Origin of the sequence: Paenibacillus sp. FSL R5-0623, from assembly GCF_037974265.1 — a bacterium.
In the GTDB taxonomy this organism is placed as follows: domain Bacteria; phylum Bacillota; class Bacilli; order Paenibacillales; family Paenibacillaceae; genus Paenibacillus.
In genome coordinates this window covers 1-17,128 of record NZ_CP150233.1, presented here as the reverse complement: position 1 = coordinate 17,128, position 17,128 = coordinate 1, and the positions used below count along the sequence as shown (strand labels likewise).

Annotated in this window: 9 protein-coding genes and 2 rRNA genes; 1 reads left to right on the top strand and 10 read right to left on the bottom strand. The window is 47.9% G+C overall.

What is annotated here, in order from left to right; translation table 11 throughout:
- Positions 1-69: 69 nt before the first annotated feature.
- From MKY92_RS00055 to gyrA, 4 genes are all read right to left on the bottom strand, one after another.
- Positions 70-2,997 (bottom strand): 23S ribosomal RNA (locus tag MKY92_RS00055).
- A 310-nt stretch (positions 2,998-3,307) separates the two neighbouring features.
- Positions 3,308-4,860 (bottom strand): 16S ribosomal RNA (locus MKY92_RS00050).
- The 16S and 23S rRNA genes sit together here, the layout of an rRNA operon.
- Before the next feature lie 465 nt (positions 4,861-5,325).
- The gene (locus tag MKY92_RS00045; RefSeq protein ID WP_339298709.1) at positions 5,326-6,444 is read right to left on the bottom strand and encodes an HD-GYP domain-containing protein; all 1,119 of its coding nucleotides are present in this window, start codon (positions 6,442-6,444) and stop codon (positions 5,326-5,328) included.
- A gap of 220 nt (positions 6,445-6,664) precedes the next feature.
- Complete coding sequence (gene gyrA, locus MKY92_RS00040; protein ID WP_036671890.1) at positions 6,665-9,229, bottom strand: DNA gyrase subunit A; 2,565 nt, start codon at positions 9,227-9,229, stop codon at positions 6,665-6,667.
- A 426-nt stretch (positions 9,230-9,655) separates the two neighbouring features.
- On the opposite strand from gyrA, the gene MKY92_RS00035 reads away from it, so the two are divergent.
- The gene (locus MKY92_RS00035) at positions 9,656-10,603 is read left to right on the top strand and encodes a YheC/YheD family protein (RefSeq protein WP_339298708.1); all 948 of its coding nucleotides are present in this window, start codon (positions 9,656-9,658) and stop codon (positions 10,601-10,603) included.
- A 94-nt stretch (positions 10,604-10,697) separates the two neighbouring features.
- Here MKY92_RS00035 and gyrB read toward each other — a convergent pair whose 3' ends face one another.
- The 6 genes from gyrB to dnaA all read right to left on the bottom strand — a co-directional run bounded on the left by gyrB (position 10,698) and on the right by dnaA (position 17,128).
- A complete protein-coding gene (gene gyrB / locus MKY92_RS00030; RefSeq protein WP_036611997.1) occupies positions 10,698-12,608 on the bottom strand; it encodes a DNA topoisomerase (ATP-hydrolyzing) subunit B in 1,911 nt (636 codons plus the stop codon).
- Positions 12,609-12,753: 145 nt separating this feature from the next.
- Positions 12,754-13,002, bottom strand: a complete 249-nt coding sequence (locus MKY92_RS00025) for an extracellular matrix/biofilm biosynthesis regulator RemA family protein (RefSeq protein ID WP_017691405.1) — start codon at positions 13,000-13,002, stop codon at positions 12,754-12,756.
- Positions 13,003-13,016: 14 nt separating this feature from the next.
- A complete protein-coding gene (gene recF / locus MKY92_RS00020; RefSeq protein ID WP_017691406.1) occupies positions 13,017-14,129 on the bottom strand; it encodes a DNA replication/repair protein RecF in 1,113 nt (370 codons plus the stop codon).
- A 57-nt stretch (positions 14,130-14,186) separates the two neighbouring features.
- Entirely contained in the window at positions 14,187-14,402 is a 216-nt protein-coding gene (yaaA, locus tag MKY92_RS00015; RefSeq protein WP_036611994.1) for a S4 domain-containing protein YaaA, read from the bottom strand.
- A 16-nt stretch (positions 14,403-14,418) separates the two neighbouring features.
- Positions 14,419-15,561 (bottom strand): DNA polymerase III subunit beta, encoded by a 1,143-nt coding sequence (dnaN, locus tag MKY92_RS00010; RefSeq protein ID WP_017691408.1) that lies wholly within the window; start codon positions 15,559-15,561, stop codon positions 14,419-14,421.
- 220 nt (positions 15,562-15,781) lie between these two features.
- On the bottom strand, positions 15,782-17,128 hold the full coding sequence (dnaA, locus tag MKY92_RS00005; RefSeq protein WP_036611990.1) for a chromosomal replication initiator protein DnaA: 1,347 nt from the start codon (positions 17,126-17,128) through the stop codon (positions 15,782-15,784).

Below are 17,128 nucleotides of genomic sequence, written 5' to 3'. Positions count from 1 at the left end.
TAGCTTACATTTCAGAGTTATTCTCTGAAAACTAGATTCGAAACGAAACATGCGAATTATCACTTGCTATTGGATAAGCCCTCGACCGATTAGTACTGGTCAGCTCCATGCATTGCTGCACTTCCACCCCCAGCCTATCTACCTCGTCGTCTTCAAGGGGTCTTACATACTGGGAAATCTCATCTTGAGGGGGGCTTCACGCTTAGATGCTTTCAGCGTTTATCCCGTCCGTACATAGCTACCCAGCGGTGCTCCTGGCGGAACAACTGGTACACCAGCGGTACGTCCATCCCGGTCCTCTCGTACTAAGGACAGCTCCTCTCAAATTTCCTACGCCCACGACAGATAGGGACCGAACTGTCTCACGACGTTCTGAACCCAGCTCGCGTACCGCTTTAATGGGCGAACAGCCCAACCCTTGGGACCTACTTCAGCCCCAGGATGCGATGAGCCGACATCGAGGTGCCAAACCTCCCCGTCGATGTGGACTCTTGGGGGAGATAAGCCTGTTATCCCCAGGGTAGCTTTTATCCGTTGAGCGATGGCCCTTCCATGCGGTACCACCGGATCACTAAGCCCGACTTTCGTCCCTGCTCGACTTGTAGGTCTCGCAGTCAAGCTCCCTTATGCCTTTGCACTCTTCGAATGATTTCCAACCATTCTGAGGGAACCTTTGGGCGCCTCCGTTACTCTTTAGGAGGCGACCGCCCCAGTCAAACTGCCCACCTGACACTGTCCCCGCACCGGATTACGGTACCAGGTTAGAACCTAGATACGATCAGGGTGGTATCCCAACGTTGCCTCCACACAAGCTGGCGCTCATGCTTCAAAGGCTCCCACCTATCCTGTACAGATCGTACCCAAATTCAATATCAAGCTGCAGTAAAGCTCCATGGGGTCTTTCCGTCTTGTCGCGGGTAACCTGCATCTTCACAGGTATTAAAATTTCACCGGATCTCTCGTTGAGACAGCGCCCAAGTCGTTACGCCATTCGTGCGGGTCAGAATTTACCTGACAAGGAATTTCGCTACCTTAGGACCGTTATAGTTACGGCCGCCGTTTACTGGGGCTTCGGTTCACAGCTTCGGGATTACTCCCTAACCACTCCCCTTAACCTTCCAGCACCGGGCAGGCGTCAGCCCGTATACTTCGCCTTACGGCTTCGCACAGACCTGTGTTTTTGCTAAACAGTCGCTTGGGCCTTTTCACTGCGGCCCCCTCGTGCTATTCACACTACCGGGGCACCCCTTCTCCCGAAGTTACGGGGTCATTTTGCCGAGTTCCTTAACGAGAGTTCTTCCGCGCGCCTTAGAATACTCTTCTCGCCTACCTGTGTCGGTTTGCGGTACGGGCACCATCACCTGGCTAGAGGCTTTTCTTGGCAGTGTGAGATCATGACCTTCGCTACTATAATTTTCGCTCCCCATCACAGCTCAGCCTTACAATGTGCGGATTTGCCTACACATCAGCCTCACTGCTTAGACGGACATCCATCAGTCCGCGTCACTACCCTACTGCGTCCCCCCATTGCTCATAACGGCTTACGGTGGTACAGGAATTTCGACCTGTTGTCCTTCGACTACGCCTTTCGGCCTCGCCTTAGGTCCCGACTTACCCTGAGCGGACGAGCCTTCCTCAGGAACCCTTAGGCTTTCGGCGGATCAGATTCTCACTGATCTTTTCGTTACTCATACCGGCATTCTCACTTGTATAATGTCCAGCGCTCCTTACGGTACACCTTCAACCCTTATACAACGCTCCCCTACCCCTGATGCAAAGCATCAAGCCATAGCTTCGGTGGTGTGTTTAGCCCCGTTACATTTTCGGCGCAGAGTCACTCGACCAGTGAGCTATTACGCACTCTTTCAATGGTGGCTGCTTCTAAGCCAACATCCTGGTTGTCTGTGCAACTCCACATCCTTTCCCACTTAACACACACTTGGGGACCTTAGCTGATGGTCTGGGCTGTTTCCCTTTTGACAATGGATCTTAGCACTCACTGTCTGACTCCCGGAAGTAAGTCTATGGCATTCGGAGTTTGACTGAGCTTGGTAACCCTTGCGGGCCCCGCACCCAATCAGTGCTCTACCTCCACGACTCTGTTTTCCGAGGCTAGCCCTAAAGCTATTTCGGGGAGAACCAGCTATCTCCGAGTTCGATTGGAATTTCTCCGCTACCCCCACCTCATCCCCGCATTTTTCAACATGCGTGGGTTCGGGCCTCCAGTGCGTGTTACCGCACCTTCACCCTGGACAGGGGTAGATCACCCGGTTTCGGGTCTACGTCCACGTACTATGTCGCCCTATTCAGACTCGCTTTCGCTGCGGCTCCGGCTCTTCACCTTAACCTTGCACGGGAACGTAACTCGCCGGTTCATTCTACAAAAGGCACGCCATCACCCCTAAAACGGGCTCTGACTTTTTGTAAGCACACGGTTTCAGGTTCTATTTCACTCCCCTTCCGGGGTGCTTTTCACCTTTCCCTCACGGTACTGCTTCACTATCGGTCGCTAGGAAGTATTTAGCCTTGGCAGATGGTCCTGCCGGATTCATACGGGGTTTCACGTGCCCCGCACTACTCGGGATCCGTCTCGGAGGGAACAGACTTTCAACTACAGGGCTTTTACCTTCTTTGGCGGGCCTTTCCAGACCTCTTCGCTTAACCGGTTCCTTTGTAACTCCATGTGAGACGTCCCACAACCCCAAAGAGCAAGCTCTCTGGTTTGGGCTTCTCCGCGTTCGCTCGCCGCTACTGACGGAATCACTATTGTTTTCTCTTCCTCAGGGTACTTAGATGTTTCAGTTCCCCTGGTATGCCTCTACATAACCTATGTATTCAGTTATGAGTAACTGGAAATTACCCCAGCTGGGTTTCCCCATTCGGACACCCCCGGATCAAAGCTTGCTTACAGCTCCCCGAGGCAGTTTCGTTGTTCGCCACGTCCTTCATCGGCTCCTAGCGCCTAGGCATCCTCCGTGTGCTCTTAGTAGCTTAACCATTTTGTTCCGGTTTCGGTCGCTCGCTTCCCTTGTTTTGCTTGCGCAAAGCCAAAAGTCGCTCTCACCCGATACCATCACAAAAGCAATTTAACTACCTTTATACACTTGACTTGTTTGCACAAGTTCAGCTAAAAAGGAATGTTCTAATTCGCGTTTGTTTCGTTTCGATATCTAGTTTTCAAAGAACAAGCTCCATGCAAAAGCAAGCTGTTTGAGAGTTTGAGCTCTCAAAACTGAGCAACGAGTGAGTGTTTTGCAGCTAAGCTGCATATTTGAATGTTTCCGTTGCAGGAAACGATTCTCCATAGAAAGGAGGTGATCCAGCCGCACCTTCCGATACGGCTACCTTGTTACGACTTCACCCCAATCATCTATCCCACCTTCGGCGGCTGGCTCCTTGCGGTTACCCCACCGACTTCGGGTGTTATAAACTCTCGTGGTGTGACGGGCGGTGTGTACAAGACCCGGGAACGTATTCACCGCGGCATGCTGATCCGCGATTACTAGCAATTCCGACTTCATGCAGGCGAGTTGCAGCCTGCAATCCGAACTGAGACCGGCTTTGTTGGGATTGGCTCCATCTCGCGATTTCGCAGCCCGTTGTACCGGCCATTGTAGTACGTGTGTAGCCCAGGTCATAAGGGGCATGATGATTTGACGTCATCCCCACCTTCCTCCGGTTTGTCACCGGCAGTCTATCTAGAGTGCCCACCCGAAGTGCTGGCAACTAAATATAAGGGTTGCGCTCGTTGCGGGACTTAACCCAACATCTCACGACACGAGCTGACGACAACCATGCACCACCTGTCTCCTCTGTCCCGAAGGAAAGGTACATCTCTGTACCGGTCAGAGGGATGTCAAGACCTGGTAAGGTTCTTCGCGTTGCTTCGAATTAAACCACATACTCCACTGCTTGTGCGGGTCCCCGTCAATTCCTTTGAGTTTCAGTCTTGCGACCGTACTCCCCAGGCGGAGTGCTTAATGTGTTAACTTCGGCACCAAGGGTATCGAAACCCCTAACACCTAGCACTCATCGTTTACGGCGTGGACTACCAGGGTATCTAATCCTGTTTGCTCCCCACGCTTTCGCGCCTCAGCGTCAGTTACAGCCCAGAGAGTCGCCTTCGCCACTGGTGTTCCTCCACATATCTACGCATTTCACCGCTACACGTGGAATTCCACTCTCCTCTTCTGCACTCAAGTCACCCAGTTTCCAGTGCGATCCGGGGTTGAGCCCCGGGATTAAACACCAGACTTAAATGACCGCCTGCGCGCGCTTTACGCCCAATAATTCCGGACAACGCTTGCCCCCTACGTATTACCGCGGCTGCTGGCACGTAGTTAGCCGGGGCTTTCTTCTCAGGTACCGTCACCTTGAGAGCAGTTACTCTCCCAAGCGTTCTTCCCTGGCAACAGAGCTTTACGATCCGAAAACCTTCATCACTCACGCGGCATTGCTCCGTCAGGCTTTCGCCCATTGCGGAAGATTCCCTACTGCTGCCTCCCGTAGGAGTCTGGGCCGTGTCTCAGTCCCAGTGTGGCCGATCACCCTCTCAGGTCGGCTACGCATCGTCGCCTTGGTGAGCCGTTACCCCACCAACTAGCTAATGCGCCGCAGGCCCATCCCCAAGTGACAGATTGCTCCGTCTTTCCAGTTTCCTTCAGGCGAAGAAAACAATTATTCGGTATTAGCTACCGTTTCCGGTAGTTGTCCCAAACTTGAGGGCAGGTTGCCTACGTGTTACTCACCCGTCCGCCGCTAACCATCAGAGAAGCAAGCTTCTCTTCAAGTCCGCTCGACTTGCATGTATTAGGCATGCCGCCAGCGTTCGTCCTGAGCCAGGATCAAACTCTCCAATAAAGTATTGAAAAGAGCGATAAGCTCATTTTGAATCTGACGAGATTAAAAATCTCATTTGTGCTCCAGTCGATTCAAGCCAAGGCTTGTTTCAAACTTTCGCGTTCATTCTGCAAGCAGAATGTTTACTCACTCGTTGTTCAGTTTTCAAAGATCAAACTTGTTTTGTTACCAAGCGTTGTTCTCCTCAGCAACTTTTATATCATAACACTTCCGAACCAACTTAGCAAGCTCTTTTTTAAGTTTCTTTCGAAGCTTATTTCATTTGCTTGCCGCACCGTGTAAACCGTGTTTTCTTGGCCGGAATTAGAATATACCATGTACAGATATTGAATGCAAGTCTTTTTTTGAGTAATTATATATAACTCTATAATCTTTCTGGTTTTTCTACATTTCCACATTTATCTCACGTAAAAGGCCTCTCTATAAAAGAAAGGCTCTCTCATCAAGTTACTTTAATATCTATTGTTATCCGATAACCTCTTGGATGTGAAGCTGCCGTTGCTGCATCAGATTAATGATGGTTCCTTCTACTGACACCATAGGCCGTGTAGGATGATCTCGATCAGAGAATACGATCTCTCCAATTTGGTTATTGCTGAGTTTTACTCGGATGCCATTATGGATCTGGGTCGACCGTTGAACAAATACACTTACGATTGCAGGGTCCAATTTCCCAAATGCCTCACTTTGGATCTGTTCTAGGACTAGGTATGGTGATTGTGCCTTGCGGTAGATCTTCTCCAGCGTCATGGCGTGGAAAATATCAGCGATAGCTACAATCTTCGCATAAATATGAATCTGCGTCCCACTAAGCTGCAACGGGTAGCCTGATCCATCCACTTTTTCATGATGCTGCAAAGCTGCAAGTCTGGCTCCCTCATTAATGGCCCTTGCCTGTTTAAGGATCTGATAACCATATTTCGTATGCTGACGAATCTCTTCCTGCTCTGCAGCCGTCAACGTGGATGGTTTATGGAGAATCTGCGGATCTACCTTGTTGTTACCAATATCATGGAACAAACCTGCAAAAGCCACTTGCATCCAATCCTTGGAGGGGAGATCGATCCATTGAGCCAGTTGATAGGATGTAATCGCACTCAGTACGGCATGGTGATATACATAATCATGTTCTTGCATTACTCGTGGACTGAAGGTAAGCACATTATATTGTTTGAGATGTGCAAACACAGACTCCAACTGTGTACGTAACTCATAGACCGGTAATTCAGCCGCCAGAGAGGACAGGAAAGAATTTTTGGTTAGTCCGACCATCTTCTCATACTCATCCTGCAAAGACGTTACTACAGGAGCTGTGGTGACGTTCCCTGTCTTCCCTGCCCGTTCACCATTGTTGTCATTGGCAGAACTTCCTGCGGACACAGATGCACCTTTGGTTCCTGTACTACTCGACACCGTTCTTTCTTGTTCAATATCTACCTGTTGAATCATAAAAGCTTTGAGCACTTCCATATCCTTGGGTAAAATGACTTTTCCCTTCTGAAGCAGAACGTTGCCGCGAAGTGTTTGCACATCACTCCCAAGTTTGAGTCCTGGTTTGACTTCTGACAGGGTGATTAATCCCATGTGTATTCCCCTCACTCATCGTTCTTCTATGTTAATACAAACAAGACCATAGTCCCGGTTTTTCATGATATTTCCCATTATATTACTCAGGAATCAGGCTGTACATCCCAGATTCGGAAGAATAAAAGAAGATTCCTTTATACAAACAAAAGGGCTCCCCGTGGGAGCCCTCGCAATCTTCTTCCAATCTCAAAGAGATCAGTCTTTATAAAATTCTATTTTATGCTTCCGAACCGGAATCGTCGTCGCCCTCAACTTCATTAACCTCAGCGTCAGAAACGGTGCCTTCTTCCAAGCTTACTACCGGAGCTTGGGACTCCTCGCCTTCCAAGCCTTCAAGCGACTCATCGTCTGGTTCCTCTTCATTTTTGTCAATTCGGCTGACTGTAGCTACTGAATCCTCGTCACGAATATGAATCAGCTTCACACCCTGCGTGTATCGACCCATAGTGGATATGCCTTCCATGCTCATCCGGATCAACGTACCGCTAGACGTGATAATCATCAGATCCTCTTCTGTTTTAACCATTTTGAGGCTGACTACTGAGCCGTTCTTCTCTGTGACATTAATAGTCTTGATCCCTTTACCGCCACGAGTCTGCATCCGATAATCACTGACAGGTGTACGTTTACCGTAACCTTTGGCTGTAACGATCAGAACATCAAGCTCTTTATCAACTACATCCATGCCAATAACAGCATCCTGTTCATCCAATGTAATCCCTTTGACCCCGGTTGCGCTACGTCCCATGGAACGTACATTACCTTCCGAGAATCGAATAGACATTCCGTGAGCTGTACCCATGATGATCTCTTGCAATCCATCGGTCAGCTTAACATCGATCAGAACGTCATCATCACGTAAGGAAATACCGATCAAGCCGCCTTTGCGAATATTGGTGTAATCCTCAAGTGGCGTCTTCTTCACAACCCCTTGGCGGGTAGCAAAGAATAAGTATCTGTCACTTTCGAATTCCTGAACCGGAATTACGGCATTGACCGATTCGCCCTGCTCGATCTGGATCAGGTTGATAATCGGCGTTCCCCGTGCGGTACGTCCAAGCTCTGGAATCTCGTAAGCTTTGAGACGATACACTTTACCTTTGTCAGTGAAGAACATGAGGTAGTTGTGAGAGTTGGTCACAAACAGATGCTCGACAAAGTCGGTATCTTTCGTATCCATTCCCACGACCCCACGTCCACCACGTTTTTGGCTGCGGTATGTGGATACCGGCAGACGTTTCACGTAGCCTGTATGAGTAATCGTAATGATAACCTCTTCACGTGGAATCAGGTCCTCATCCAGAATACTCTCTTCACCTACAGTGATTTCCGTACGACGATCATCGCTGAAGCGGTCGCGGATCTCTTGCAACTCCGTACTGATAATCTCAAGCACCAGATGCTCATTGGCCAGAATTTCGCGATACTCTCTGATTTTGACCATCAGTTCGTTATATTCATTTTCAATACGTTCGCGTTCCAGACCTGTGAGGCGTTGCAAACGCATATCGAGAATAGCTTGAGCCTGATCATGACTGAGTGAGAAGCGCTCAATCAAACCTTCTCTGGCTGCATCCGCATTACTGGATGAACGAATCAACGTAATAATCTCGTCGATATGATCCAGCGCAATACGCAAACCTTCTAGAATGTGTGCACGAGCTTCAGCCTTTTTCAGTTCAAACTGCGTACGTCTGCGAATAACCTCAATCTGATGCTGCAGGTAGTGATACAACACTTCGCGCAAGTTCAGAATTTTAGGTTCTTTATTAACAATCGCAAGCATGTTAATCCCGAAAGTGGATTGCATCGATGTATGTTTGTACAGGTTGTTCAGGACAACCCCTGGATTCACGTCTCTGCGAAGCTCAATTACAACCCGCATACCATTACGGTCAGACTCATCACGAAGGTCAGTAATGCCATCAATCTTCTTATCACGTACCAATTCGGCGATTTTCTCAACGAGTCTCGCCTTGTTTACCTGATAAGGTAGCTCCGTAACGATAATTCGCGCCTTGTTGTTGTTCTCTTCGATGTTGGTTTTGGCCCGCATCGTTACTGAACCACGCCCGGTCTGATACGCCTGGCGAATGCCTGAGCGGCCCAAAATGTAGCCGGACGTAGGGAAGTCTGGTCCTTGAATGTAATCCATGAGTTCCATGGATGTAATGTCCGGATTTTGAATCATGGCCTGTACACCATCAATGACCTCGCCCAGATTATGAGGAGGAATATTAGTGGCCATACCTACCGCGATCCCGCCGACCCCGTTGACAAGCAAGTTAGGAAAACGAGCAGGCAGAACGATTGGCTCATGTTCTTCACCGTCATAGTTCGGCTGGAAATCAATTGTATCCTTGTTGATGTCTCTGAGCATTTCCATAGCAATCTTGGACAAACGTGCTTCGGTGTAACGCATGGCTGCGGCCATATCACCATCGACCGATCCAAAGTTACCATGTCCATCTACATGCATATAACGCAGGGAGAAATCCTGTGCCATCCGTACCATTGTCTCGTAAACAGCAGAGTCACCGTGTGGGTGATACTTACCGATAACTTCGCCGACGATTCTGGCTGATTTTTTATGTGGTTTATCGGGTGTCATGCCGAGCTCTGACATCGCGTACAGAATACGCCGGTGAACCGGCTTCAATCCATCACGCACGTCAGGTAAGGCACGGCTAACGATGATACTCATCGCATAATCCATAAACGATTCACGCATCTCGACGCCTATATCCCGATCTGTAATCTGAGAGTTCATTTCTTCCGCCATGCTGGACCTCCTTCTTGTCCTTCAACAAACGTTCCATTCCGTCATGCAAAAAAATTGATTATATGTGAAAAGCCTAACAAGGCTAAAACCGCGCAAGAACGCTACTCTTTATTATATTACTTTCACAAAAGTTACACAATTAAACGTCCGCTGGGCAATAGCCTTTCTTCCGGGAACTTCTGCGTGTCTGGGGATACGCCCTGCCTTCCTCCCCAATTGCACATACAATGCTAGAAAAACGGCATATGTACTGTGCCTACCGAGGCTAAAGCCATTCCCGTCCTGCGATCAAACTGCAAATTGTGCAGCTCATCGCACAAAACGCCATATTTCTCTATTATACCACTGAAATCGTCTCTTGTCCTTTGATTTCTCCGTGTCTGTCCCTCTTTAGAACTGAACAAAACATGAAAGGACTGATGAATCTTGGGTATCCAACGCGTCTCCAGCAAATGGGCCAAAACAGCTGTGTTACAACGCAGTCGCATTGTGAATGAATATATCCCAGTGACCCGAAAATATAGCCGTCAAACTCTGGAACGAATGACTGAGTTATTTGAGTCCAACTATATCAAACCGGACCGTGGTACTTACGGTAATGGGGTCATGCGGGTGAAAACAACCCGTCTATACGAACCTGTTGTTCATTCAGAGGATTCCACCACAGATGCAGAGGTTCCGGAAGAAACCAATGATCGGAGCCTGCCTGATGAACCCGAAGCAAGTGCTGTTATCTCCAGAGCTACCTATCTCACAACAACATATCATCTCCAATACGGTACAGAGGAGAGATCATTTCATTCCCTGGACGAACTCGAACGAGCACTGAATGATCGCATTCAGGAACGTGATTATATCATTCAACAGGGAATCTCGCTGATGAAGCATGGAGATTTACCTTTTGACTTGCGTGTGTTAACTCAGAAAAATCTGCAACACAACTGGGAAACAACAGGTATTCTGGGACGTGTTGCTGCCCCGGGCAAAATCATCACCAACATTCATGGTGGCGGACGATTGGCCACGTTTGAAGAACTCGCACTCCCCCATCTTCACCAGGATGGCTTCAAAAAACTTCGTACTGAGCTGTACCACTTAGGTATTCATACCGCTGTGCAGTTGCAAACATCATTTCCAAGGCTCAAAGAGATCGGTATTGATATTGCGCTAGACGAAGCAGGGCGTCCCTGGATTCTTGAAGTCAACACACTGCCAGGCATTTATGCCTTTGGCTTATTACCGGACAAGGGGGCTTACCGGAAGATCAAACGTTATGCGATTGCATACGGTCGTTTGCCCTCCAAAAAGGGTAAGAGCTCCCGTACATCCCCTAAAGCACAGGCTTCATCTGCCAAAAAACGTGTACGCAGATAACAAAGGGTTACGGAGATCTAAGTATACGCCTTCCCTGTTCTTTACCTTCCCTAATATAAAAAAAGGCGCCCTCTCAGGCGCCTCTTCGAATATGTTAAATGTCGAGGTTTTTCACGTATTTTGCATTTTCCTGGATAAAGTCACGACGCGGTTCAACGTTATCCCCCATCAGGGTGTCAAACATGGTATCAGCAAGTATGGCATCATTGATCGATACTTGCATCATGGTCCGGCTCTCCGGATCCATGGTCGTTTCCCACAATTGTCCGGCATTCATCTCACCAAGACCTTTGTAACGCTGAACGTTGAATTTCGCATTTTCGCCGAGCGTTGCAATAATTTCATCGCGCTCTCTCTCGGAACCGGCATAACGAATCACTTTGTTACGCTCAATCTTGAACAATGGCGGTTGTGCAATATATACATAACCTGCCTCAATGATTTTACGCATGTACCGATACAGGAATGTCAGCAACAGTGTTCGGATATGAGCACCATCGACATCGGCATCGGTCATCAAAATGATTTTGTGATAACGGGCTTTGGCGATATCGAAGTCATCACCAATACCTGTACCCATCGCCGTAATAATTGCTCTAATCTCGGCATTACCCAAGATCCGGTCAAGACGAGCTTTTTCCACGTTCAAAATCTTACCACGCAACGGCAAAATCGCTTGGAAATGACGATCCCGGCCTTGTTTCGCTGATCCGCCTGCAGAGTCACCTTCGACGATGTACAATTCGCTGATTGAAGCATCCTTGGATGAACAGTCTGCCAGTTTACCTGGAAGTGAGCTTACTTCGAGTGCACCTTTACGACGTGTCAGTTCACGGGCCTTGCGGGCAGCTTCACGCGCACGTGCTGCTTGCAGCCCTTTTTCCAAAATGCGACGGGATACGGAAGGATTCTCTTCCAGAAATTCCTGCAGCTTCTCGGCAAACAAGGATTCGACAATCCCACGCACTTCGCTGTTTCCCAGCTTGGTCTTTGTCTGTCCTTCAAATTGCGGTTCCGGAATCTTGACCGAAATAATGGCCGTCAAACCTTCACGCACGTCATCTCCGGAAAGGTTCCCCGTGCTGTCCTTGATTACACCCGCCTTACGAGCATAGTCATTGATGATCCGTGTAAGGGCACTCTTGAAACCTGATTCGTGCGTTCCACCCTCATGCGTGTTGATATTGTTCGCGAAGGAATAGATATTCTCGGTGTAGTTGTCATTGTATTGCAGGGCAACTTCCACCTGAATGTTATCTCTGGAACCTTCGACGTAAATTGGATTCTCATGCAGGACTTCGCGCTTCTGGTTCAGGTAGGAGACGTATTCGATAATGCCGCCTTCGTACATGAACGAGTTGGTTGCACCGGTACGCTCATCCGTCAATGTAAGACCGATGCCCTTGTTCAGGAATGCCAGCTCACGAATCCGGGCAAGCAAGATGTCATATTCGAACACTCTTGTTTCCGTGAAAATTTCAGGGTCCGGATGGAATCTAACCGTTGTTCCTGTTTCGTCGGTTGTACCGATCACTTTCAGGTCGTACTGTGGAGCTCCACGGCGATATTCCTGTTGATAGATATGTCCCTCACGTTTAACCGTTACAACCACTTTTTCAGAGAGTGCATTCACAACGGACACACCAACACCATGCAAACCACCGGATACTTTATATCCGCCGCCGCCAAATTTTCCCCCTGCATGGAGGACAGTCATAACTACCTCAAGTGCAGGACGTTTCATTTTGGTATGTTCGCCGACAGGAATACCCCGTCCGTTATCGACTACAGTCACGCTATTGTCTTCATGGATACTGACCTCAATGTGGTCGCAGTAACCTGCAAGCGCTTCGTCAATACTGTTGTCCACTACTTCCCAGACCAGATGATGCAGGCCCTTGGAACTGGTGGAACCGATATACATGCCCGGACGCTTCCGTACGGCTTCCAATCCTTCAAGGACCTGAATTTCATTCGCATCATATGACGGTTGATTCATAGACATGCCTTTCACCTACTTCTATAGATTCAATATCGTAAATATGCGTTAACTAATAATGTTTGCTGAAATAGGCAACGTCCTTCATTTCAGCCAGCTATTCAAATTTAAAGACAAGCAGCAAAAGAGACTTCTTTTATGCCACACAACGCTAGAGATCCGGAAAAATGTGAGCCCGCTTCTTCAGCGTGGCTGAGGAAATAGGCGAGTAGTACACAATGTTTTTGGTCACCACAATGGACTTGGCTTCCTCTTCGCCGATGTGTTCCACTGTTTTTTCCTGCTCGGCATGCGTGACATACTGCTTGGAGATCTTTGAGGATTTTTCAATCGATATATCAAAAATAGCGACCAATTCGGAAGAACGGATGATCTTCTCACCGCCCAGATGAATGTACATAAGCCCCTCACTCCTTAGCGTTCAACCTGTCCGGCATGAACGTGATAAATACTGGCATCTTTGAGCTTGTCAACGTTCAGACTCTCGATCCCCGTAGCCGTAATAAAGGTTTGCACCTTGCTCTGGAACGTTTCGATCAGCTGCGTCTGGCGAAAAGGGTCCAGCTCGGACAGAACATCATCCAGCAACAGAACTGGATATTCTCCGATTTCTTCATGAATCAGTTCAATTTCCGCAAGTTTAAGGGACAACGCCGTTGTGCGCTGCTGCCCCTGCGAGCCATATGTTTGTACTTCCCGATCGTTAATGAAAAAGGACAGGTCATCCCGATGCGGCCCACTAAGGGTTGTGCCTCGGCGAATCTCCTGCTCTTTCATTTGTGATAATTTTATCATAAATTGGTCCATTAAGACAGCTTCATCTTCCTCAGCGGCTTCGCTGAAGGAAGGAAGGTAGGCCAGCCGCAAGACTTCTCCGCCTCCGGTGATCCCCTGATGAATCGTTTCTGCCCACTTTTGCAGTTTCTTTATGAATTGTTTCCTTTTTTTGACGATTTTAACACCATGCTCGACCAGTTGTTCGTTCCACACCTCAAGCATGGTCTGGGCCGATGCCCCTTTTCCCCATAACTGCTTAAGCAAATTGTTTCGTTGTACGAGCACTTTTTGGTATTGCTGCAGGTGATACAGGTAACCTGGTGCAACCTGTCCAATCTCCATGTCAAGAAACCGGCGGCGGACCCCCGGTGTGCCTTTTACAATCTCCAGATCCTCCGGTGCAAACATCACAACATTGAGCGCTCCGACAAAATCACTTAACTTGCGCTGCTCCAGGCCGTTAATCTTTGCTTTTTTGCCTTGTTGCGACAAAGATAGTTCAAGCTTGACCGATCCGTACTTTTTGTCGACCTCTGCTGCAAGTCTGGCACGTTCCTCACCGAAACGGATTAACTCCTTGTCACGGGATGTACGGTGGCTCTTGGTGAGTGCAAGTACAAAAATCGCCTCTGCAAGATTGGTCTTGCCTTGGGCATTTTGCCCGATCAACAAGTTTACGGGACCAAAGGAATCCAGTCTCAGATGTTCATAATTGCGGAAATTCTGCAGATCAATGCTGTTCACAAACACGCGGTAACCTCCCTTTTATCCCGTCCGTCAGGAGGCAGCAGGATCGAACTGGTCTTCTTATTCTGCAGCAACTTCGAATGTGCCTTCTCCGTCCACTTCAACGATATCCCCAGGGTATAACTTACGTCCCCGTCGTTCCTCAGGCTCTTTATTCACACGTACAAGTCCTTCCTGAAGAAGAGCTTTGGCCATACCTCCAGTTGGGATGCAATCAGCCAGTTTCAGAAATTGATCAAGCTTAATATATTCCGTACGAATCGTAACTTGGTTCACTGTGATCTTCCTTTCGTTAGTTGGTCGTCCGATATGGCAATATCACGTAAAGGCTGTGACTGTCATCCAGCGGTTTCAAGATAATTGGACTCATGACTCCTGTAAAAGCGATCATCAGCTGCTCACTTTCAACAACTTTCAGCACATCCAGCATGTATTTGGAGTTGAACGAGATTTTTAACGGATCTCCTGTAAACTCGGCAGGTTCGATTTCTTCTCTTACTTTACCTAGCTCGGAAGAGCTTGAAGAAATTTCAACGGATCCCGAATCCATCGTTTGCATACGCACGATGTTTGTTTTCTCTTCACGCGACAGCAAATAAGCCCGGTCAATGGATTCACTTAATTTTTTTGTATCTAAAACAAGTTCTGTTTTGTATGACGTTGGAATAATTCTAGAAGTATCCGGATATGTCCCGTCCAAAATACGGGAGTAGAACAATACACGGTCGATTTTGAACAGGACCTGGTTATCTGCAACAACGATATCCACAAGGGTATTTTGATCCGGAACAATTTTGCTGAGCTCGTTCAGCGTTTTACCGGAAATGACCACGTTGTTGAAGCGGATACCTTCTGCATTATCCAGCATTGCTGATCGAGTAGCAAGACGGTGACGGTCTGTTGCCACAAATTTCAATTCGTTGTCACCCAAACTCCAGAGTACACCTGTCAGGATTGGAGTAGTCTCATGTGTGGAAATGGAGAAGACCGTTTGTTTGATCATATTTTTCAGCAAATCTCCTGGAATGGAGACCGTTTGGTTTTCTTCGATGCTTGGCAGTACCGGGAATTCTTCCGGATCCAGACCTACCAGTTGAATTTCGGTAGCACCTGCGGAGATAAAGGTGTTGAAGTTCTCTTTGACTTCCATGTGTACTTCCTGTGATGGCAGCTTCTTGATGATCTCCACAAAAAACTTGGCTGGCAAAACCACACTGCCGGGTTGATCTACCTGAACTACGCTTTTATCTCCATCTTCAAGCGGGATGAAGGATTGAATGGATATATCGGTGTCACTTGCTGTCAACGTTACACCTTGATGATTCACGTCGAATTTGATACCGCTCAGAATCGGAATCGTTGTACGGCTTGAGATCGCTTTGGATACTTGCTGTATGGAATCGTTTAAGTAGTTTTTCATTATGCTGATTTTCATGGTTTCACTCCTAGCTGATTTTTTGGGTGTTGGGGTGTTTAAAGGTGTTTTTCAAAGGCCGAAGGCTAAGCTCCGAAATGGCTATTTTGGAGATGATATCTTTAAGATCTTTTTAGTAATAATAGTAATAGGGGCACTGAATATGTGGATAAGTGGGTATAAACCCGTACACCCAAGCCTATCCACATGTGTATACGTTGTGCATAGGCTTGGGACTTGTTCAGGTTGGATTCTTAATTTTTTCGGTTAAGTTGTTGATAACTTTATAGAGATCCTGATCGTTTTTAATCGCTTGGGAGATCTTTTCGTGAGCATGTATGACAGTGGTGTGATCTCGTCCTCCGAATGCTTCCCCAATTTTGGGCAGAGAAAAGTCTGTCAGTTCACGAGAGAGATACATGGCAATCTGTCTTGGAAAAGCAACTGCCTTGGTCCGTTTCCGTGCTTTGAAATCTTCAAGCTTAAGGCTATAATACTCGCCGACCTTTTGTTGGATGTCATGAATAGTGATCATTTTGGGACGACTGGACGGAATAATATCCTTCAGTGCTTCAGCTGCCAGATGAGTGGTTACATCTTGGTTAGTCAGTGAAGAATAAGCAACGACCCGAATCAGGGCGCCTTCCAGTTCACGGATGTTGGTGTCAATCTGGTTGGCAATGTACATCATCGCTTCATTCGGAATATCCAAGTTTTCCGCACGTGCCTTTTTACGCAAAATTGCAATCCTCGTCTCCAAATCTGGAGGCTGGATATCCGTAATTAACCCCCACTCAAAGCGAGAACGAAGCCGTTCTTCCAGTGTCGGAATTTCCTTCGGTGGTCTGTCGCTGGAGATGATAATCTGCTTCCGTTCCTCATGCAGCGCATTAAACGTATGGAAAAATTCCTCTTGTGTTGATTCTTTTCCCGCCAAGAACTGAATATCATCAATGAGCAAAATGTCGACGCTCCGGTATTTGTTACGGAAGCTCTCCCCGCGGTTGTCACGGATTGAGTTAATGAATTCGTTCGTGAATTTCTCAGACGACAAATAAACGACTTTGCTGCCCGGATCATGCTCCAGAACATAATGTCCGATCGCATGCATCAAGTGAGTTTTACCGAGACCTACTCCTCCATACAGAAAGAGAGGATTGTAAGCTTTGGCGGGCGCTTCAGCGACCGCCAGCGATGCGGCATGGGCAAAACGGTTGCCCGGCCCGATGACAAATGTATCGAACGTATATTTCGGATTCAGCATGCTGAGTACGGCTTCTTCCTGTACAACTGTAGGCGTTGGCGCCGGCAGTTGCGGGTCCGGTTCAGCAGGCTTGTTCTCTTCGATGACAAATTTCACATCGACTTGCTTGCCAAGCAGCTCGTATACCGTCGAGCCAACCAATTTGGTGTAACGGCTCTCCAGCCATTCGACGGCAAACGTGGTTGGAGCGGAAATGACGATTGAACGATCATTCAGCTTGGTGGCTTTGGTGGCTTTGAACCAGGTGTCAAAGCTGGGTTTGCTGAGTTTATTTTGTATGATTGATAAAATTTGCTGCCATAAATCAGAAGTATGGCTGTCCAC